Origin of the sequence: Modicisalibacter sp. 'Wilcox' (genome assembly GCF_010993675.1) — a bacterium.
GTDB lineage: Bacteria > Pseudomonadota > Gammaproteobacteria > Pseudomonadales > Halomonadaceae > Modicisalibacter > Modicisalibacter tunisiensis.
Genome location: NZ_WNXF01000005.1, coordinates 105786 through 125146, shown reverse-complemented (window position 1 = coordinate 125146; position 19361 = coordinate 105786). Strand labels below are relative to the sequence as shown.

Genomic DNA, 19361 nt, shown 5'->3' with positions numbered 1-19361 from the left:
AGGACTCCTTGCGTTGAGGCGATGGAAGAACCTTCAGCTTTCGTCGAGCGGCAGCGCATCCCAGTCGCGAGTGACCTCGGTCACTTCGCTGACGACCGGGATGCTGGGGGCCGCCCCTTCGCGCTGGACGCACAGTGCGGCCGCGGCACTCGCCAGGCGCAGGGCCGGGACGATGGCCTGTCCCTGCTGGCGCGCCGCCATGAAATAGCCGATGAAAGTGTCGCCGGCGGCCGTGGTATCGACCGCCTCGACCGGATGGGCCGGCAGGTGCAGCCGCCGCGCGTCATCCTGGTAGCAGACGCCGTCGCCGCCCAGGGTCAGTACCACCTCGCAGCCGGGCAGGCGTTGGCGCAGTGCTGTTAGCAGGCCGTCGAGATCGTCCTCGTCCTCGCGGCCGACGAGGGTGGCGGCTTCGCCGCGATTCAGGAACAGCAGTCGGCACTGCTCGAGCGGCAGGCGCAGGATGCTGGCCCCCATCGGGGCCGGATTGAAGGCGATATTGAGCTCCCGGGCGACGGCGCGATTGATCAGGCGCTCGAGGGCGTTGCACTCGTTCTGCAGCAGCAGCCAGTCGCCCGGCTGCACGGAGGTCATCAGGGCATCGAGGCGGGCATCGGTGAAGCCGTGGTTGGCACCGGGATGGAGGATGATGGCGTTCTCGCCGTGATCGTCGACCTGAATCAGGGCATGGCCGCTGGGCTCGGCGGTCAGCTCGATATGCACGGTATTGACGCCGGCACTGGCGAGTGTTTCTAGCGCCCAGCGATCGTGCTGGCCGAGCCGCCCCCAGTGGGTGACCTGGCCGCCGGCTCGGGCCACCGCCAGCGACTGGTTGGCGCCCTTGCCGCCGAGTACCTGGCGATAGCCGTGACTGGTCAGGGTTTCGCCGGGCCTGACCAGGTGCGGGACCCGGTAGACGTGATCGATGTTGACCGAACCATAGTTGAAGAGCATGGGGCCTCCGCGGGCAGCTTGGCCTCGCCACGCGCCACAGCGTAGCGAGCGTCACGAGGGGTGGGCAAGCCGGGGTCTTTTTATACCGTTATCTCAAGTTCCTACTTCCCTTTATCTTTTGTTGCCCGATAGGCCTTGAGGTTTTCCACCGTAAGGGCAACGACATTCGCCCGGGCCTCGGGGCTGATCCAGGCATTGTGCGGCGTGACGATCAGGTTGAGCGGCTCGACCAGTGCCTCCAGCAGTGGATGGCCGTCGCGAGGCGGCTCGTCGGGCAGGACATCGACGCCCAGGCCGCCCAGGCGGTCTTCACGCAGGGCACAGAGGGCGGCTTCCTCGTCGATGATGCCGCCGCGCGCGCAGTTGACGAGCAGGGCGTCGGGCTTGAGGCGCGCGAGCAGGGCGTCGTCGATCAGGTGCCGGGTGGCCTCGGTCAACGGGCAGTGCAGGCTGATGATGTCGGCCTCGGGGGCCAGGTCGGCCAGCGACGGGCGGGTGTCGTGCGCCTCGTTGCCGGGGCGGGCGGCGAAGCGCACGTCCATGCCGAAGGCCTCGGCGAGCCGCGCCACGGCGCGGCCGAGCTCGCCGCTGCCGACGATGACCAGGCGCTTGCCGTCGAGCTGCAGGGTGCGATGGTCGAGCAGACAGAAGATCGGGGCGCGCTGCCAGGCACCGTTGCGCAGGTCGTGCTGGTAGCGGGGCAGCCGGTTGGCGAGGCTGAGCATCAGCATCAGGGTGTGCTGGGCGACGCTGGCCGTGCCGTAGGCGGTGACGTTGCGCACGCTGATGCCGTGACGCTCGGCGGCGGCCATGTCGATGTTGTTGGTGCCCGTGGCCAGGACACAGATCAGCCGCAGATCGGGCAGCTCGGCGAGCAGGGCCTCGTCGAGCACCACCTTGTTGACCAGGGCCACCTCAGCCCCGGCCAGGCGTTCGCGGCACTGGTCGGGGCGGGTGAGGTCATGCACGTCGAGGCTGTCGACATGGCGGCGGATCGGCTCGAGGTCGATGTCGTCACCCAGCGTGGCGGCGTCCAGCAGTACGGCTTTCATGCGGTTCCCTTGTTCGGCAGATCGTCATTGGCGGCCAGGGCGGGCATAACTTGCCCGCCGGGGGCCGCAGCACGCTATAATATGCGGCTTTCGCGGCAGGCTTGGAAAGCACGGCGAGCGGCCACATATCGGGAATCGCCGGGCCCGTGTCAGGGCCTGCGGTCAAGATTCCGTCACAGAGTGATTAGAACGATGCCCATCTACGAATATGAGTGCAAGGCCTGTGGCCATCGTCTGGAAAAGCTGCAGAAGATCAGCGCGCCGGCGCTGACGGACTGTCCGGCCTGCGAGGCCAGCGAGCTGTCGCGTCTGGTGTCCGCGGCCGGCTTCCGGCTGGCGGGCGGCGGCTGGTACGAGACCGACTTCAAGGCGGGCGGCACCAAGCGCAACCTGGCCGGCGATTCCGGCAAGAGCGGCGATGCCACGTCGTCGGGGGCCGCGACGAACGGCAAGGCCTCGGCCTGACAACAACCCCGCCGGCGGCGGCCGGCGGTGGCACACCCTACATAGCAACGGAACAGGATTTGACATGCGCAGCCATTATTGCGGCCAGTTGAACGAGACTCTGGTGGATCAGGAGGTCACGCTCTGCGGGTGGGTCCACCGCCGCCGTGACCACGGCGGGGTCATCTTCCTCGACATGCGCGATCGCGACGGCATCGCTCAGGTCGTGGTCGATCCCGACACCCCCGAGGCCTTCGCCAGCGCTGACCGTGCCCGCAGCGAATTCGTGCTGCGCATTCGCGGGCGCGTGCGTATGCGCCCGGAGGGGACCCAGAACCCGGGCATGCCCACCGGCCTGATCGAGGTGCTGGCCAAGGATGTCGAGGTGCTCAACACCGCCGCGACGCCGCCGTTCCAGCTCGACGAGCACGGCAAGGTCGGCGAGGAGGTGCGTCTCAAGCACCGCTACATCGACCTGCGTCGCCCGGAGATGATCGACAAGCTGCGGCTGCGCTCGCGGATCACCCACAGCGTGCGCGCCTACCTCGAGGGCGAGGGCTTCCTCGACATCGAGACGCCGATTCTCACCCGCGCCACCCCGGAGGGCGCCCGTGACTACCTGGTGCCCAGCCGTACCCACGAAGGGCAGTTCTTCGCCCTGCCGCAATCGCCGCAGCTGTTCAAGCAGCTGCTGATGGTGTCCGGGCTGGATCGCTACTACCAGATCGCCAAGTGCTTCCGCGACGAGGACCTGCGCGCCGACCGTCAGCCGGAATTCACCCAGATCGACCTCGAGGCCTCGTTCGTCGACGAGGATGCGATCATGGGCATCACCGAGCGCATGATTCGTCAGCTGTTCAAGGACGTGCTCGACGTCGAGCTGCCCGAGTTCCCGCGCATGCCCTACGCCGAGGCCATGCGTCGCTACGGTTCCGACAAGCCGGACCTGCGCATTCCTCTGGAGCTGGTGGATGTCGACGACCTGATGAAGGATGTCGACTTCAAGGTATTCTCCGGCCCGGCCCGGGCCGACGACGGCCGTGTGGCGGCGCTCCGGGTGCCGGGCGGTGCCCGCCTGACCCGCAAGGAGATCGACGAGTACACCAAGTTCGTCGGCATCTACGGCGCCAAGGGGCTGGCCTGGATCAAGGTCAACGAGCGCGCCAAGGGCCTCGAGGGCCTGCAGTCGCCGATCGTCAAGTTCATGGACGGCATCATCGAGACGCTGCTCGATCGCGTGGGTGCCGAGGATGGCGACATCATCTTCTTCGGCGCCGACACGGCGCGCGTCGTCAGCGAGGCGATCGGCGCGCTGCGCGTCAAGCTGGGCGAGGATCTCGAGCTCTATACCCGGGAGTGGGCACCGCTGTGGGTGGTCGACTTCCCGATGTTCGAGGATGACGGCAGTGCGCGCCTGCAGGCGCTGCACCATCCGTTCACGGCGCCGTCCTGCGACGTCGAGGCGCTCAAGGCCAATCCCGTCGAGGCGCTGTCGCGGGCCTATGACATGGTGCTCAACGGCACCGAACTGGGCGGCGGCTCGATCCGTATTCACGACCAGGCCATGCAGCGTGCGGTTCTCGACGTGCTGGGCATCGGCGAGGAAGAAGCCAACGAGAAGTTCGGCTTCCTGCTCGACGCCCTGAAGTTCGGTGCACCGCCCCACGGCGGCCTGGCGTTCGGCCTCGATCGGCTGGTGATGCTGATGACCGGCGCGCGGACCATCCGCGAGGTGATCGCCTTCCCGAAGACCCAGAGTGCCGCGTGCCTGATGACCGACGCCCCGGGCGAGGTCAGCGCCGAGCAGCTCAAGGAGCTCAACATCCGGCTGCGTCACAAGCCGAAGGTCGGCGACGACGCCTCGTGAGCCCGAGGGGCTAGCGTCGGCGACGACGCCGATTTTCTCCCATTCACACCGGCGCCCCTGATCCCAGCGGCGCCGGTCTTGTTGATCAGGAGGCTTTTTTCATGGCTGGCCACAGCAAATGGGCAAACATCAAGCACCGCAAGGCCGCTCAGGATGCCAGGAAGGGCAAGGTCTTCACCAAGCTGATCCGGGAGCTGACCGTGGCGGCGCGCGAAGGCGGCGGCGAGCCTGCGGACAACCCGCGGCTGCGGGCGGCCATCGACAAGGCGCTGGCCAACAACATGACCAAGGACACCATCCAGCGTGCGGTCGATCGGGGCGCCGGCACCGGCGACGACGACACCATGGAGGAGGCCGTCTACGAAGGTTACGGGCCGGACGGGGTGGCCATTTACGTCGAGTGCCTGACCGACAACCGCAATCGCACGGTGTCCGACGTGCGCCACGCCTTCAACAAGCACGGTGGCAACCTGGGCACGACCGGGTCGGTGGCGTTTCTGTTCAGCAAGCAGGGGCGCTTGAGCTTTCCCGCCGGCAGCGACGAGGAGGCGATCATGGAGGCGGCGCTGGAAGGCGGCGCCGAGGACGTGACTACTCACGATGACGGGGCCATCGGGGTCATCACCACGCCGAAGGCTTTCGGCGTGGTGAAGGATGCGCTCGCGACCGCAGGGCTGGATCCCGAGCGCAGCGAGGTGGGAATGTTCCCCGAGAGCTACTCGACCATTGCCGATGGCGAGGTGGCACGCCAGGTCATCAAGCTGTTCGAGCGTCTCGAGGATCTCGACGACGTGCAGAACGTCTATTCCAATGCGGACTTTACCGATGACGTGCTCGCCGAGCTGGAGTGACCCGGATCCCGGTTCGCCGGCCGCCGGACCGGGGAGGGGGCGATGATCGTGCTGGGGATCGACCCGGGCTCGCGAATTACCGGCTACGGCGTGCTGGATGTCTCGGGCGCACGCCCGGCCTATGTGGCCAGTGGCTGCATTCGCATCCAGCCCGGCGAGCTGGCTCAGAAGCTGGCCCAGGTCTACGCCGGGGTCGCCGAGCTGATCGCGTGGCATGCCCCCGCGGTATTCGCCATCGAGCAGGTCTTTCTCGCGCGCAACCCGGACTCGGCGCTCAAGCTGGGGCAGGCCCGGGGCACGGCGATCGTGTGTGCCGCCAACCACGGTCTGCCGGTCCACGAGTACGCCGCCCGCCAGGTGAAACAGGCGGTGACCGGCACCGGCGCGGCGGACAAGGCGCAGGTCCAGCACATGGTGATGGCACTGCTGTCGCTCAATGCTACGCCCCCGGAGGACGCCGCCGATGCCCTGGCCATCGCCCTGACACACGCCTATGCCAGCCGCGGGCTGTTGCCGGAAGCACGCCGTGGACGTCGGCGCGGCGGTCGACAGGCGTGGCGCGAGTTCACGCCCGATACCTGATCCGGACGCTGCTGGCCAGCCGCGGGGGCGATCAGTATAGTGATTCCCCAGTCATACCAAGGGACGCAAGTGCATGATTGGACGCCTGCGAGGCACCGTGCTGGAAAAACAGCCCCCCTGGCTGGTCATCGATGTCCAGGGCGTCGGTTACGAACTGGAAGCCTCGATGAACACGCTGCTGGCCTTGCCCGGGATCGGCGAGACCGTTCAGCTCCATACCCACCTCAGCATTCGTGACGATGCGCACCTGCTTTACGGCTTCATCAATGAGCCCGAGCGGGCCCTGTTTCGCGCTCTGATAAAGGTCAACGGGGTCGGCCCCAGGCTGGCGCTGGCGATCCTGTCCGGCATGGAACAGGATCAGTTCATTCGTTGCGTCATGGACAACGACGTCAAGGCGCTGACCCGGCTGCCGGGCGTCGGCAAGAAGACGGCCGAGCGGCTGATCGTCGAGATGCAGGATCGCTTTCCGCACTGGACCGGCGGTGACGAGGCATTGCCACTCGGCGAGGCGCCGTCTCCGGTACCGGCGAGCGACCCACGCGCCGATGCGGAGGCGGCGCTGGTATCGCTGGGCTACAAGCCCACCGAAGCGGCCCGCCTGCTCTCCGGGCTGGAGGAAGACCTCTCCACCGAGGCGCTGATCAAGGCGGCCCTGTCGCGCCAGTTCACGGGATGACGCATCATGATCGAAAGTGATCGCCTGATAGCCGCCGCGCCACAGGCCGGTGAAGTGCGCCACGATTACGCCATTCGACCGCGTCAGCTGGCCGACTATATCGGCCAGCCGCGGGTGCGTGAACAGCTCGATATCTTCATCAGTGCGGCCCGACGCCGGGGCGACAGCCTCGACCACACTCTGGTGTTCGGCCCGCCGGGCCTGGGCAAGACGACCCTGGCCAACATCATCGCCTCGGAAATGGAGGTCGACATCAAGTCCACCTCCGGTCCGGTGCTGGAGCGGGCGGGTGACCTGGCGGCAATGCTCACCAACCTTCAGCCTGGCGACGTGCTGTTCATCGACGAGATCCATCGGCTGCCGGCGGCCGTCGAGGAGGTGCTCTATCCGGCGATGGAGGACTTCCAGCTCGATATCATGATCGGCGAGGGGCCGGCGGCACGTTCCATCAAGCTGGACCTGCCGCGCTTCACCCTGGTGGGCGCGACGACGCGTGCCGGACTGCTGACGTCGCCACTGCGCGACCGCTTCGGCATCGTCCAGCGTCTCGAGTTCTACGGCATCGATGAACTGACCGAGATCGTGGCGCGGTCGGCGCGCCTGCTGGGCATCGAGGCGGAAGGTGATGGCGCGGCCGAGGTGGCACGCCGTGCCCGCGGCACGCCGCGCATCGCCAACCGCCTACTGCGCCGGGTCCGCGACTTCGCCGAGATCCGCGGCGACGGGCGGCTGACCGCCGACATTGCGGATCAGGCGTTGAACATGCTGCATGTCGACAGTCACGGTCTCGATCACATGGACCGTCGTTTGCTGCTGGCGATGATCGAGAAGTTCGACGGAGGGCCGGTGGGTGTCGACAGTCTTGCTGCGGCGATCAGCGAGGAGCGGGACACCATCGAGGACGTCATCGAGCCCTATCTGATCCAGCAGGGCTTCATGCTGCGCACCGCCCGCGGGCGGATGGTCACCGGCCAGGCCTATCGCCACTTCGGCCTGGAAGCCCTGGGCAGCACGCCCGACGGCGGCAGCGAGGCGCGCGCATGAGCTTTGCGATCCCGGTCACGGTCTATATCGAGGATACCGACGCCGGCGGTATCGTCTATTACGTCAACTATCTCAAGTACATGGAGCGGGCACGCAGCGAATGGCTGCGCGCGGCGGGACTGACCCAGCGCGAACTGTTCGACGACGGCGTCCAGCTGGTAGTGCACCGGCTGACCTGTCGCTATGCCAAGCCCGCCCGGCTCGACGACCGGCTGCAGGTCACGGCGGCGGTCGTCGAGGCCACGTCATGTCGCGTGCGCTTTCATCAGCAGGTACTGGCGGGCGGGGAACCCCTGTGCGACGCCGACGTCGATATTGCGTGTGTCGACGCGACGCGACTTCGCCCCACGCGCTGGCCGGCGGCCCTGGCCGCGGCCCTGAATGAACAACCGCAATCACCGACGAGGACGCCGTGAACGACTCTCTCTCCATCCCTCACCTGATACTCAACGCCAGCCTGGTGGTCCAGCTGGTGATGCTGCTGCTGATCGTGGGGTCCATCGCCTCCTGGGCGGTGATCTTCCAGCGCGGCTTCGTCCTGCGCCGGGCCCGCAAGGCCCATCGCACCTTCGAGGACCGTTTCTGGTCCGGGGTCGATCTCAATGAACTCTATCGCGAGATCCCCGCCGAGCAGGAGGTGCACGGCGCCGAGCATCTCTTTCGCGCCGGCTTTCGCGAATTCAACCGGCTGCTGCCCAAGACGCGCAGCAGCCAGGCGATCCTCGACGGCGTACAGCGTGCGATGCGCGTGGCCTGGTCGCGGGAGGAGGAGCGCCTCAATCTGCACCTGACCTTCCTGGCCACGGTGGCTTCCGCCAGCCCCTACATCGGCCTGTTCGGCACCGTGTGGGGCATCATGGGCTCCTTCATGGGGCTGTCGATGGCGCAGCAGGCCACGCTCTCCACGGTGGCGCCGTGGATCGCCGAGGCGCTCATCGCCACGGCGATGGGGCTGTTCGCGGCGATCCCGGCGGTAATCTTCTACAATCGCCTGTCCGCTCAGGCCAGCCGCCTGCTGGGCCAGTACGAGGACTTCGCCGAGGAGTTTCACTCCATCCTGCATCGCAATCTGCAGGGACGTGACGAGCGCGACGCCGCCTGAGGAGCCCGTCATGATGCATGGACCTTTCAACCGCGGCCCGCGCCGCAAGCCCATGGGTGAGATCAACGTCGTCCCGTTCATCGACGTGATGCTGGTGCTGCTGGTGATCTTCATGATCACCGCACCGATGATGACGCAGGGCGTTCAGGTGGAGCTGCCCAAGGTGGCCTCCAAGCCGATCGAGACGGACGAGAACAGCGAGCCCCTGGTGGTGTCGGTCAACCGTGACGGCGAATACTTCCTGTCGCTGGGCGATGGCGAGACGGCGCTGACCCTCGACGAGCTCAGCACCAAGGTGGTGGCCGTTCTCAAGCGCAAGCCGCAGACCCCGGTCATGGTCAAGGGCGACCAGAACGTGGCCTACGGTCAGGTAGTGACCTTGATGAGTGCACTGCAGACGGCCGGGGTCCCCAATGTGGGGCTGATCTCCGATCCTCCTCCGGCCGAGCAGTGAGGCACCGCCATGGCTAGACCGAAGAACCGGGTGGGGTACGGCCTGCCCGTGATCCTGGCGATCGTCCTGCATGTCGGGGTGCTGGCGATCACCCTGTTGCGCTGGCCGACCAGCGACCCCGAGCCGACCTCATCGGCGATCGTCAAGGCGACCCTGGTGCGTACCGAGACGGCGACCGACAAGGCCCAGCGGGCTCAGGAAGCCCAGGCGAGTGCGGCCGAAGCCAAAAAGCAACAGAAGGCCGACCAGGCCGAACAGGCGGCCAGAAAGGCGGAAGCCGAGAAGCAGCAACAGGCGGAGGCGGTAGCTCGCAAGAAGGCCGAGGCCGACAAGCAGCGTGAAGCCGAGCTGCAGGCCTTGAAGCAGGCTCGTGAGCAGGCGAAGGAAGCCGCTCGTCGGCGTGCCGAAGAAGCCGCACGCGCCGCACGCCAGAAGGCGGAAGCCGAGAAACAGCGTCAGGCGGAGGAAGCGGCCCGCAAGAAGGCCGAAGCCGAGAAACAGCGCCAGGCGGAGGAGGCGGCTCGCAAGAAGGCCGAAGCCGAGAAACAGCGCCAGGCGGAGGAAGCCGCCCGCAAGAAGGCCGAAGCCGAGAAACAACGTCAGGCGGAGGAAGCGGCTCGCAAGAAGGCCGAAGCCGAAAAACAGCGCCAGGCAGAGGAGGCCGCCCGCAAGAAGGCCGAAGCCGAGGCGCAGGCCAAACGGGCCGCTGAAGCGGCGCGACAGGCTTCCGAACAGGCACTGGCCCAGTCCATTGCCGGCGAGGAGCAGGCGATCGCCAATGCCCGCCAGGCGAGCGAGGCCGCCAATGGCTTCAAGAATCTGGTCAAGCGAGCCGTCGAGCAGGCCTGGATCATTCCCTCGTCCGCCGGCAATCAGCAGCGTGCCGTGGTTCGTATTACCCTGTTACCCACCGGCGAGCTGGTCGATGCCAGCATTCGCGAGAGCAGCGGAAACGCGGCCTTCGACCGGTCGGTGCTGCAGGCCGTGGAGCGGGCGGCGCCATTCCGCGAGATGCAGTCGCTGCCGACGTCCGCCCAACGCCAGTTCCGCGAGTTCAATCTCGACTTCAACCCTGAGGATGTGCGCTGATGAAACGACTGACTCCCCTCCTGTTCGGCTGGCTGCTGTTGTTCAGCAGCCTGGCCAGCGCCGACCTGACCATCCAGATTACCAAGGGCAGCGATCAGGCGATTCCCATCGCCATCGTGCCGTTCGCGACCGACGGTGCCCAGCTTCCCGAGGACCTGTCGGGTATCGTCGAGAGCGACCTGTCGCGCAGCGGCCAGTTTGCGCCGTTGCCCCGGGATACGCTGGTCGCCACGCCCCACAGCGCGGACGAGGTCTACTTTCGTGACTGGCGCTCGGTGGACAGCAATTATGTGCTCGTCGGTCGGGTCTCGCCGCAGGGGGATCAGTATCGCATCCGCTTCGAGCTGATGGACGTCTACGGCGAGAAGCGCATGCTTGGCGAGGCGCTGACGGTCTCGGCCGACCAGCTGCGTGCCGGGGCTCACTACATCAGTGACAAGGTCTACGAGGCGATTACCGGAACGCGCGGGGCCTTCTCGACCCGCATCGCTTACGTCACGGCGCAGGGAGCCGGTGACAAGCGGCAGTTTGCGCTGCACGTCGCGGATGCCGACGGCCACAACGGCCACCAGATCCTGAGCTCGGACGATCCCATCATGTCACCGTCCTGGTCGCCGGATGGCGGCAAGCTGGCCTATGTGTCCTTCGAAACCGGCAACTCGGCCATCTATGTACAGAACCTGGCGACCGGTCAGCGTGTTCAGCTGACCGACTTCAAGGGCATCAACGGCGCTCCGGTATGGTCGCCTGACGGCCGGCGCCTGGCCATGTCGCTGTCCAAGGACGGCCAGCCGGAGATCTACATCATGGATATCGCCACGCGCAAGCTTACCCGCATCACGCGCAACGGCGCCATCGACACCGAGCCCGCCTGGGCGCCGGACGGCCGCAGCCTGATCTTCACCTCGGACCGCAGCGGCGGACCGCAGCTGTATCGTCGCGACCTGAACAGCGACCGCACCCAGCGCGTGACCTATACCGGGGACTACAACTCGCGGGGGCGTTTCGCACCGGACGGCAAGAGCCTGTTCCTGGTCCACCGTGACAGCCGCGGGTTTCATGTCGCCAGACAGAATCTGGACACCGGCCGCCTGACGGTACTCACCGACACCCAGTGGGACGAGTCGCCGAGTGTTGCGCCCAATGGGGCCATGGTAATCTTCGCTACCCAGCGGGGAAATCAGGGGATCCTGGGGGTCGTCTCGGCGGACGGCAAGGCGTCCTACCGCCTGCCTTCAGCCCAGGGCGATGTCCGCGAGCCCGCCTGGTCGCCGTTTCTGAACTGATGGAACCCTGTTTCATGCCCGAGGGTGTATCTTTCGTATCCCGAGCAAGGAGATGACAATGAAGTTCGTTCCGTATGCCAAGAGCCTGGCCGTGGCCCTGTCGCTTGCCGTCATGGCGGGTTGCTCCAGTACCGGCGGCACCCAGGATGGCAGCTTCGACACCGGCAGCGGTGCCGCCGGCGGTGCCGGTATGGGTGGCACCAACGGCCAGGGGGTGAGCAGCGGTCAGGTCAGCGGCAGCCAGCTGGGTGGCGAGGGCTCGCAGCAGCAGGCCGGTATCCCCGATGTGCGCACCATCTATTTCGGCTTCGACCAGGACACCATTCGTCCCGAATTCGAGTCGGTGCTGAATGCCCATGCTCAGTATCTGCGCAATCATCCCGATGCTCACGTGGTGCTGCAGGGCCATGCCGACGAGCGGGGCACGCGGGAATACAACCTGGGGCTGGGCGAGCGTCGTGCCCAGGCGGTCGAGCAGTTCCTGAGCGTGCAGGGCGTGTCGCCGTCGCAGATCGACGTGGTGAGCTATGGTGAGGAACGTCCGGCGGTCGAGGGGCATTCCGAGCAGAGCTATGCCAAGAACCGTCGCGTGGTAGTGGCTTACTGATCACGGTATGCCGGGCCCGGAGCGGTAGGCGCCCCGGGCCGGTACCCGAGCGGAGACGAACATGAAACGCACCCTGCAGGGACTAGGCGGTGTCGGTATCCTGCTGCTTCCGCTGATGGCATCGGCCGCGCCGGTCGTCGAGGACCTTTCGGCCGGGAAGGGCAACTTCTATCAGCAGACCCAGGCCCGCGAGGAGCCCGGCGGCAATCTGGTACTGTTCAACCAGCTCAAGGAAAATCAGCGCACGATCCGGGAGCTGCGTGGTCAGCTCGAGGAACTGCGCTATCAGCTCGAACAGCAGAAGAGCCTGTCGCAGGAGCGCTATCTGGATCTCGAGAAGCGTCTCGATGCCCTGAGTGGCAGCGGCAACGCCGGTGGAACATCCGGCGAGGGTGGCGCCCAATCCCCCGATGCCGGGAATGGCGCAAACGGCGCATCGGCGCAGCCGGAAAATACGGCTTCCGGTGGTGCCGCGAGCAAATCCAGCCCGGCGGGTCGGCAGGCCTATCAGGCGGCCTTTGCCAAGGTTCAGGCGCGGGATTTCAAGGCGGCCATTCAGGCCTTCGAGGCATTTGTCGCCGATTATCCGGATTCCCCGCTGCGCCCCAACGGCTACTACTGGCTGGGCGAGCTCTACTCGGCGCGCTCCGAGCTGGATTCGGCGGCCAAGGCGTTCAATACGGTGATCGAGTCCTACCCGCAGAGCAGCAAGGTGCCGGATGCGCTCTACAAGCTGGGCTTGCTCAAGGCACGCCAGGGGCAACCGGATGCCGGCAAGGAGCTGCTGACCCGGGTGATTCAGGATTATCCCGACAGCAACGCGGCCGGCATGGCTCAGGATTTCCTCAATCAGTCCGGGTTGTAGTGATCATCCATCGAGCGGAGGGCAAGGCGTCATGTCCTGCAAGATCGACTATCAGGCTCCCGACGGGCTGCTGGCGGGTCGGGTGATCCTGGTTACCGGGGCCGGCGACGGCATCGGTCGGGCCGCCGCCCTGAGCTATGCGGCCCATGGGGCGACCGTGGTGCTGCTCGGGCGTACTCTGGGCAAGCTCGAGACCGTCTATGACGAGATCGAGGCGCTGGGCGGTCCGCAGCCGGCGATCTTCCCCCTCAACTTCGAGGGTGCGACTCACAAGGATTACCAGGAGCTCGCCGACCGGATCGGCAGCGAATTCGGCCGGCTGGACGGCGTGTTGCACAACGCCGGCTTGCTTGGCGGGCTGAGACGCTTCGTCGACTACGACCCCGAGCTGTGGGAGCGCGTCATGCAGGTCAACTTCAACGGCCCGATCTGGATGACCCGGGCCCTGTTGCCGCTGCTCGAGGCCTCGCCGGATGCGTCGGTGATCTTCACCTCATCCGGCGTGGGGCGCACGGGGCGCGCGCTCTGGGGCGCCTATTCGGTGTCCAAGTTCGCGACCGAGGGGTTCGTGCAGGTGCTGGCCGCCGAGCTCGAAGCCGAGACGTCCATCCGCGTCAACAGTCTCAACCCGGGACGCACACGGACCGCCATGCGCGCCGCGGCGGCGCCGGATGAGGATCCCGCGACGCTGCGCACGCCGGAGGCGATCATGCCCACCTATTTGTGGCTGATGGGGCCGGACAGCCGCGGCCACACCGGCGAGCGCTTCGACGCCCAGCCCCCCGCCCGGTGAGGCGCCGGGGCGTCGGGCGCTGTCAGCCCAGCAGCGCCGACGCCAGGGCCGCCGGGGTCTCGAACCAGTGGTCGGCCTGCCAGCTCTCGCGATCCTCGCTTTCATCGAGATAGCCGTAACCCACGGCCACGGCGGTCATGCCGGCGGCACGGGCGGCCTGCATGTCGCGGGCATGATCGCCGATGTACCAGCAGGCCTCGGCGGCCAGCCCCAGCCGGTGCGCGGCGGCATGCAGCGGGGCCGGATCGGGCTTCTTGACCGGCAGGTCGTCGGCACACAGCAGCACGCCGGGGGTCAGCCCCAGGGCATCGATCAAGGGTGCCGCATAGGCGCGGGGCTTGTTGGTGACGATGCCCCAGGCCGGCGACGGCCGCGACCAGGCGTCCAGCACGGCCTCCAGCCCGAGAAAGACGCGGCTGTCCACGGCGACGGCCTCGGCATAGCGGTCGAGCAGGAACTGGCGCGCCTCGGCATGTTGCGGGTGGGCCGCCTCGAGCCCCAGCGCCAGCTGCACCAGCGCGCTGCCGCCGTTGGAGACTTGGGCGCGAATCACCGCATAGGGCAGTTCGGGCAAGCCGTGGTGGGCGCGCAGGGCGTTGGTGGCCCGCGCCAGGTCGGGGGCCGTGTCGATCAGGGTGCCGTCCAGGTCGAACAGCAGCCCCGCGGGGCTGCCGGGGCGACGCGAGCCGTTCATGGCGTGTCCAGCGTGCAGTGCATCAGGTAGTTGACCGAGACATCCCGCGGGGCGAGCCGGTAGCGGCGCGTCACCGGATTGTAGGTCAGCCCGCTCTGCTCGCGGATCCGCAGCCCGGTGGCACGGCACCAGTTCGACAGTTCGGAGGGGCGGATGAACTTGCGGTACTCGTGCGTGCCCTTGGGCAGCAGGCCCAGCACGTACTCGGCACCCAGGATGGCGAAGGCATAGGCCTTGGGATTGCGGTTGATGGTGGAGAAGAAGACGTGGCCGCCGGGGCGCACCAGGGTCGCGCAGGCGCGCACCACGGCGGCCGGGTCCGGCACGTGCTCGAGCATCTCCAGGCAGGTGACGATGTCGAACGCCCCGGGGTGGGCCTGTGCCATCTCCTCGGCGCTGGCGTGACGGTAGTCGACCTCGACACCGCTTTCCTGCTGATGCAGGCGGGCTACCGCCAGCGGGGCCTCGCCGAGGTCGATGCCGGTCACGGTGGCGCCGCGGTGGGCCATGGCCTCGCTGAGGATGCCGCCGCCGCAGCCGACATCGATCACCGTCTTGCCGGCCAGTCCGGCGCGCGCGTCGATGAAGTCCAGACGCAGGGGGTTGATCTCGTGGAGTGGCTTGAACTCGCTGTCGGGATCCCACCAGCGGCTGGCCAGTGCCTCGAACTTGGCGATTTCCTGATGATCGACATTGTGGCGGTGCGGGTCGGTCTGCCCCTGGGTCATTGCGCCTCTCCCGGTTGGCTGGTGACGGCCTGAATGCCTGGCGGGCCGGGGGCGAGTTGCCGGATCCCGGAGCGCCATGCAGAATGCGATGCGCAGGCGGGTATCGTCTGCCATGTGGGTCGCCTGCGTCGCGTGCCCGCATTCTACTCGTTATCGGTCGACTTTGGGGATGCCGGGTGACGAATCGCCCCGGGATGTCGGAGGCGGTCATCCAGTCTCGGCCCATCCCCATTCGGCCGTAACGATGTTATCGTTCGTGAACCACAGGGTGTGGACTGGCATCTGCATCCTTGATGGCGGCTCTTGCAGGACGCAGCGAGCCGCATGCCGCTCTGGCATAATCGATTCATTGATCCATGAGGAGGGACCCATGATCCGCAAGGCAGTTCTCCCCGTCGCCGGTCTCGGCACCCGTTGTCTCCCGGCCTCCAAGGCCATCCCCAAGGAAATGATCACCATCGTCGACAAGCCGGTGATCCAGTACGTCGTCGAGGAAGCCGTCAAGGCCGGCATCAAGGAGATCGTCCTGGTGACGCACTCCAGCAAGGGGGCGATCGAGAACCACTTCGACAAGCACTTCGAGCTGGAGTCGATGCTCGAGGCCAAGGGCAAGGACGAGCTCCTGGCCGAGGTGCGTGCCATCGTGCCGGACGACGTGAGCATCATCGCGGTGCGTCAGCCCGAGGCGCTGGGGCTGGGCCACGCCGTGCTGTGTGCCCGCCCGGTGGTCGGCGACGAGCCGTTTGCGGTCCTGCTGCCCGACGTGCTGGTGGACGACGAGGGCATGGCCCGCAACGACCTGGCCGGCATGATCGAGGCCTACGAGAGCAGCGGTGCCGCACAGATCATGGTCGAGAACGTGCCCCGCGAGATGACCCACAAGTACGGCATCGTCGCGCTCGACGGCGACACGCCGGCCCCGGGTGGCAGCGCGCCGATCACCGGCATGGTGGAAAAGCCCAGTGTCGAGGAGGCGCCCTCCACGCTGGCGGTCATCGGCCGCTATCTGCTGCCCGGCGAGATCTTTGCGCTGCTGGCCGAGACGCCGCCCGGCGCCGGCAACGAGATCCAGCTGACCGACGCCATCGATCGCCTGCGCGAGACGCAGCCGGTGGCCGCCTATCGCATGCAGGGCGCCACCTACGACTGCGGTCACCAGCTCGGGTATCTCGAGGCGACGCTGGTGTACGCCAAGCGCCACCCCAAGTTCGGTGAAGGGTTCCAGGCGCTGCTCGCGCGCTACGCCGGCGAGGAGTAAGCCATGCGAATCCTTCTTCACGGAAGCGAACTCGCCGCGGCCACCGCCGCCGCGGCCCTGTCCTCGGTGGGCCATCAGGTCACCTGGCTGCCCCATCCGGATGCGCCCTGGCAGCAACTGGCCGAGGCCGACTGGCTGGCCCGCGAGCCCCAGGTGGGCGAGCAGCTGGAGATCAGCCGCCGATCGGGAGCGCTGCGCGTGGTCGAGATGCTGCCGGCCGAGGAAGAGGTGGATATCGTCTGGCTGGCCCTGGCCCCGGATCAGCGCGAGGCGGCCGAACGCTTCGTCGATACCGTGGCCGGCCAGCAGCCTGCGCCGCTGGTGGTGATCAACAACTCCACCTTCCCGGTCGGCCAGACCGAGTCGCTCGAGGGGCTGTTGCGTCATGCCTCGCAGGTGGCGGTGGTGCTGCCCGACATGCTCGAGGAAGGGCGGGCCTGGCAGGTCTTCACGCGTCCCACGCGCTGGTTGCTCGGCTGTGAGGACGACTGGGCGGGCGACCAGGTCCGCGAGCTGCTGCGGGCCTTCAATCGCCGTGCCGAGGTGTTCCAGCGCATGCCGCGCCGCGCCGCCGAACTGACCAAGTTGGCGATCAACGGCATGCTGGCGACGCGCATCAGTTACATGAACGAGGTTGCCGGTCTGGCCGATTCGCTGGGCGTGGACGTGGAACATGTTCGTCAGGGCATGGGGGCGGACACGCGCATCGGCTACGAGTATCTTTATCCGGGCTGCGGCTTCGGCGGGCCCAACTTCTCGCGCGACCTGATGCGTCTGGCGGACGTGCAGCACGAGACGGGACGTGAATCCCAGCTGCTCGAGCAGGTGCTCGATATCAACGAGCACAAGAAGGAGACGCTGTTCCGCAAGCTGTGGACCCACTTTCACGGCCAGTTGCAGGGTCGCACCGTGGCGATCTGGGGGGCGGCGTTCAAGCCGGGCACCACCCGTATCGATCACGCACCGGTACTGACCCTGCTGCGGGCATTGTGGGCCCAGGGCGTGCACGTGCGTCTGCATGACCCGGCGGCTCTGCCGGCATTGCGTCAGGTGGTCGGCGATCATCCGCTGCTGACCCTGCTCGATCAGGACCCCTACGAGGCCTGTGAGGGCGCCGACGCGCTGATGCTGGTCACGGAGTGGAAGTGCTACTGGAATCCGGACTGGCGGCGGCTCGGCGAGACGCTATCGGCAAAGCTGGTGCTCGATGGGCGCAACATCTATGACCCGGTCTATGTGGCCGCACGCGGCCTCGTCTATCGGGGAATCGGCCGACGTGCCGATCCGTGAAGCGAGCCGGCCACCGAACGCCCCAACGAACAGCGCCCCGCATTGCGGGGCGCTGCTGGTTTCGGGGCCCGGCCGCGATGGCCGGGCGGGGCCGATGCGTCGTGATCAGCCGAAGTTCTGGGCGACGAAGTCCCAGTTGAGGATGTTCCACACGGCGTCGAGGTACTTCGGACGCGCGTTGCGGTAGTCGATGTAGTAGGCGTGCTCCCAGACATCGATGGTCAGCAGCGGCGTCTGGCCGTGGGCGATCGGGGTGTCGGCGTCGTCGGTGTTGACGATGTCGACACCGCCGTCGTCGGTCTTGATCAGCCAGGTCCAGCCGGAGCCGAAGTTGCCGGCAGCCTTGGTGTTGAACGCTTCCTTGAACTTGTCGAAGGAGCCGAACTTGGCGTTGATGGCCTCGGCCAGGGCACCGCTCGGCTCGCCACCGCCATTCGGCGACAGGCAGTGCCAGTAGAAGGTGTGGTTCCACACCTGGGCCGCCTGGTTGAACAGGCCGCCGGAGGCGGACTTGACGATCTCCTCGAGCGACTTGTTCTCGTCGTCGGTGCCCTTGGTCATGTCGTTGAGCTTGGTGACATAGGCCTGATGGTGCTTGCCGTAGTGGTACTCGAGGGTTTCCGCGGAGATGTGCGGTTCCAGCGCGTTCTTCTCGTAGGGCAGGGCGGGAAGTTCGAATGCCATGGTCAACTCCTTGTCTTGAATCACCGTGGAATACAGACCTTGATAAAAAATCTTACAATACCAAGCATCTGCGTTAAGTGTTGTCGCATCATATTAGCAGCCTGGGGTATGCTCGCCAATTCCGATAACGCAACTCGGGATTGACGGACACCGGCGCCGGCCATGGTGGCGCGCCCCCAACCGACGAGGAGACCGCATGGCGGATCATGATCAAGAACCCCGTCTGACCGCCCCCATCGTGCCGGGTCCGGAAGATGAGCTCAGCCCCCGTCATCGCGCTGTCGTCAGCGGCCGCCGGGCCCGAACCTGGCCATTGTGGCTGCTGTGCCTGCTGCTGCTGGCCGGGCTGGCGGCCCTGGCCGGCCGCTACTGGCTGGATCGTCAGGCCTGGCAGGCGAGCCAGCGTGAACTGAGCGGCCAGGTGTCCAATCTGCATGCGCGCCTCGACAGTCTCGATGACAGCCAGGGCGTGTCCACCGCCACCTTCGAGAAGCGCATGGCGTCGGTCGACGATGGGCGCGCCAGGTTGCGTGACCGGCTGGATGAAATGACGTCGACCCTGAAGAGTCTAGATGAACGTACGCCGGACCGCGCTTCTCTGGACGCCGTGAACCGGCGTCTCGACGACGCCGACCAGCAGCGCTCGACGCTGGCCGATACCCTGAATGCCGTGCAGCGCTCGATGACCGCGCTGGAACAGCAGAGCGGCACCGCGCGCCAGGCCCTGGCCACACGGCTGTCCAGCCTGGAGACGGCACGTCAGACCGTGGCCGAACGTCTGGACACCCTGAAGCGCTCCCAGGACAGCGCCACGGGCCGGCTCGATACCCTGGCCGGGCGCATGGATTCGCTGGCCCAGTCGGCACAGGCCCGACAGTCCCAGCTCGACAAGCTGGCCTCGCGGGTGGATGACCTGGGGGCTTCCCTGACCGAGCTGCGGCAGAATCAGGTGGCCCTGAGTGCCTCGCTCGAGGCGTTGCGTGGTGGTTGATGCGTCGTTCGTCCCGGGGCAGGATGACCGGCCGCCGGCAAGGGAGG

General features: G+C 66.9%; 22 protein-coding genes. 17 read left to right on the top strand and 5 right to left on the bottom strand.

Translation table 11 applies throughout. The features are described from left to right. Window positions 1-33: 33 nt before the first annotated feature. Window positions 34-954, bottom strand: a complete 921-nt coding sequence (locus tag G7A98_RS06545; RefSeq protein WP_163648692.1) for a ribokinase — start codon at window positions 952-954, stop codon at window positions 34-36. Window positions 955-1055: 101 nt separating this feature from the next. After that, entirely contained in the window at window positions 1056-2006 is a 951-nt protein-coding gene (locus G7A98_RS06540) for a D-2-hydroxyacid dehydrogenase (protein ID WP_163648690.1), read from the bottom strand. Window positions 2007-2198: 192 nt separating this feature from the next. Here G7A98_RS06540 and G7A98_RS06535 point away from each other — a divergent pair, with 192 nt between their 5' ends. From G7A98_RS06535 to G7A98_RS06470, 14 genes are all read left to right on the top strand, one after another. Beyond that, window positions 2199-2471: a zinc ribbon domain-containing protein gene (locus G7A98_RS06535; RefSeq protein ID WP_163648688.1), complete on the top strand. Its 273-nt coding sequence runs from the start codon at window positions 2199-2201 to the stop codon at window positions 2469-2471. A 64-nt stretch (window positions 2472-2535) separates the two neighbouring features. Then, window positions 2536-4317 carry an aspartate--tRNA ligase gene (gene aspS, locus G7A98_RS06530; protein WP_163648686.1) on the top strand — a complete coding sequence of 594 codons (1782 nt, stop codon included), beginning with the start codon at window positions 2536-2538 and terminating at the stop codon, window positions 4315-4317. A gap of 101 nt (window positions 4318-4418) precedes the next feature. Next, entirely contained in the window at window positions 4419-5168 is a 750-nt protein-coding gene (locus G7A98_RS06525) for a YebC/PmpR family DNA-binding transcriptional regulator (RefSeq protein WP_163648684.1), read from the top strand. A gap of 42 nt (window positions 5169-5210) precedes the next feature. Further along, window positions 5211-5750, top strand: coding sequence for a crossover junction endodeoxyribonuclease RuvC (gene ruvC, locus G7A98_RS06520; protein ID WP_163648682.1), 540 nt, complete (start codon window positions 5211-5213; stop codon window positions 5748-5750). Between the two features lie 73 nt (window positions 5751-5823). After that, window positions 5824-6429 carry a Holliday junction branch migration protein RuvA gene (ruvA, locus tag G7A98_RS06515; RefSeq protein WP_163648680.1) on the top strand — a complete coding sequence of 202 codons (606 nt, stop codon included), beginning with the start codon at window positions 5824-5826 and terminating at the stop codon, window positions 6427-6429. A 6-nt stretch (window positions 6430-6435) separates the two neighbouring features. Continuing rightward, complete coding sequence (gene ruvB, locus G7A98_RS06510; RefSeq protein WP_163648678.1) at window positions 6436-7473, top strand: Holliday junction branch migration DNA helicase RuvB; 1038 nt, start codon at window positions 6436-6438, stop codon at window positions 7471-7473. Next, window positions 7470-7889: a tol-pal system-associated acyl-CoA thioesterase gene (gene ybgC / locus G7A98_RS06505; RefSeq protein WP_263479148.1), complete on the top strand. Its 420-nt coding sequence runs from the start codon at window positions 7470-7472 to the stop codon at window positions 7887-7889. Before ruvB ends, ybgC begins: the two co-directional genes overlap by 4 nt. Then, on the top strand, window positions 7886-8575 hold the full coding sequence (tolQ, locus tag G7A98_RS06500) for a protein TolQ (protein ID WP_163648676.1): 690 nt from the start codon (window positions 7886-7888) through the stop codon (window positions 8573-8575). The genes ybgC and tolQ overlap by 4 nt, the downstream gene beginning before the upstream one ends. Before the next feature lie 13 nt (window positions 8576-8588). Next, window positions 8589-9029: a protein TolR gene (gene tolR, locus G7A98_RS06495; protein ID WP_163648878.1), complete on the top strand. Its 441-nt coding sequence runs from the start codon at window positions 8589-8591 to the stop codon at window positions 9027-9029. 9 nt (window positions 9030-9038) lie between these two features. Beyond that, the gene (gene tolA, locus G7A98_RS06490; protein WP_163648675.1) at window positions 9039-10118 is read left to right on the top strand and encodes a cell envelope integrity protein TolA; all 1080 of its coding nucleotides are present in this window, start codon (window positions 9039-9041) and stop codon (window positions 10116-10118) included. Further along, window positions 10118-11404 (top strand): Tol-Pal system beta propeller repeat protein TolB, encoded by a 1287-nt coding sequence (gene tolB, locus G7A98_RS06485; RefSeq protein ID WP_163648674.1) that lies wholly within the window; start codon window positions 10118-10120, stop codon window positions 11402-11404. Before tolA ends, tolB begins: the two co-directional genes overlap by 1 nt. A 58-nt stretch (window positions 11405-11462) precedes the next feature. After that, a complete protein-coding gene (gene pal / locus G7A98_RS06480; protein ID WP_163648673.1) occupies window positions 11463-12011 on the top strand; it encodes a peptidoglycan-associated lipoprotein Pal in 549 nt (182 codons plus the stop codon). A gap of 61 nt (window positions 12012-12072) precedes the next feature. Continuing rightward, window positions 12073-12876, top strand: a complete 804-nt coding sequence (gene ybgF / locus G7A98_RS06475; protein WP_163648672.1) for a tol-pal system protein YbgF — start codon at window positions 12073-12075, stop codon at window positions 12874-12876. A gap of 31 nt (window positions 12877-12907) precedes the next feature. After that, window positions 12908-13669 carry a YciK family oxidoreductase gene (locus G7A98_RS06470; RefSeq protein ID WP_163648671.1) on the top strand — a complete coding sequence of 254 codons (762 nt, stop codon included), beginning with the start codon at window positions 12908-12910 and terminating at the stop codon, window positions 13667-13669. 22 nt (window positions 13670-13691) lie between these two features. Here G7A98_RS06470 and G7A98_RS06465 read toward each other — a convergent pair whose 3' ends face one another. Together G7A98_RS06465 and ubiG are read right to left on the bottom strand one after the other, a co-directional pair. Continuing rightward, on the bottom strand, window positions 13692-14363 hold the full coding sequence (locus G7A98_RS06465; protein WP_163648670.1) for an HAD-IA family hydrolase: 672 nt from the start codon (window positions 14361-14363) through the stop codon (window positions 13692-13694). Beyond that, on the bottom strand, window positions 14360-15091 hold the full coding sequence (ubiG, locus tag G7A98_RS06460) for a bifunctional 2-polyprenyl-6-hydroxyphenol methylase/3-demethylubiquinol 3-O-methyltransferase UbiG (protein ID WP_163648669.1): 732 nt from the start codon (window positions 15089-15091) through the stop codon (window positions 14360-14362). Before ubiG ends, G7A98_RS06465 begins: the two co-directional genes overlap by 4 nt. Before the next feature lie 370 nt (window positions 15092-15461). Here ubiG and galU point away from each other — a divergent pair, with 370 nt between their 5' ends. Both galU and G7A98_RS06450 read left to right on the top strand, forming a co-directional pair. Further along, window positions 15462-16349: a UTP--glucose-1-phosphate uridylyltransferase GalU gene (gene galU, locus G7A98_RS06455; RefSeq protein ID WP_163648668.1), complete on the top strand. Its 888-nt coding sequence runs from the start codon at window positions 15462-15464 to the stop codon at window positions 16347-16349. Between the two features lie 3 nt (window positions 16350-16352). Further along, window positions 16353-17639, top strand: coding sequence for a nucleotide sugar dehydrogenase (locus G7A98_RS06450; protein ID WP_163648667.1), 1287 nt, complete (start codon window positions 16353-16355; stop codon window positions 17637-17639). Window positions 17640-17744: 105 nt separating this feature from the next. Here G7A98_RS06450 and G7A98_RS06445 read toward each other — a convergent pair whose 3' ends face one another. Beyond that, the gene (locus tag G7A98_RS06445) at window positions 17745-18323 is read right to left on the bottom strand and encodes a Fe-Mn family superoxide dismutase (protein WP_163648666.1); all 579 of its coding nucleotides are present in this window, start codon (window positions 18321-18323) and stop codon (window positions 17745-17747) included. A gap of 196 nt (window positions 18324-18519) precedes the next feature. On the opposite strand from G7A98_RS06445, the gene G7A98_RS06440 reads away from it, so the two are divergent. Next, complete coding sequence (locus G7A98_RS06440) at window positions 18520-19314, top strand: hypothetical protein (RefSeq protein ID WP_163648665.1); 795 nt, start codon at window positions 18520-18522, stop codon at window positions 19312-19314. Window positions 19315-19361: the final 47 nt, after the last annotated feature.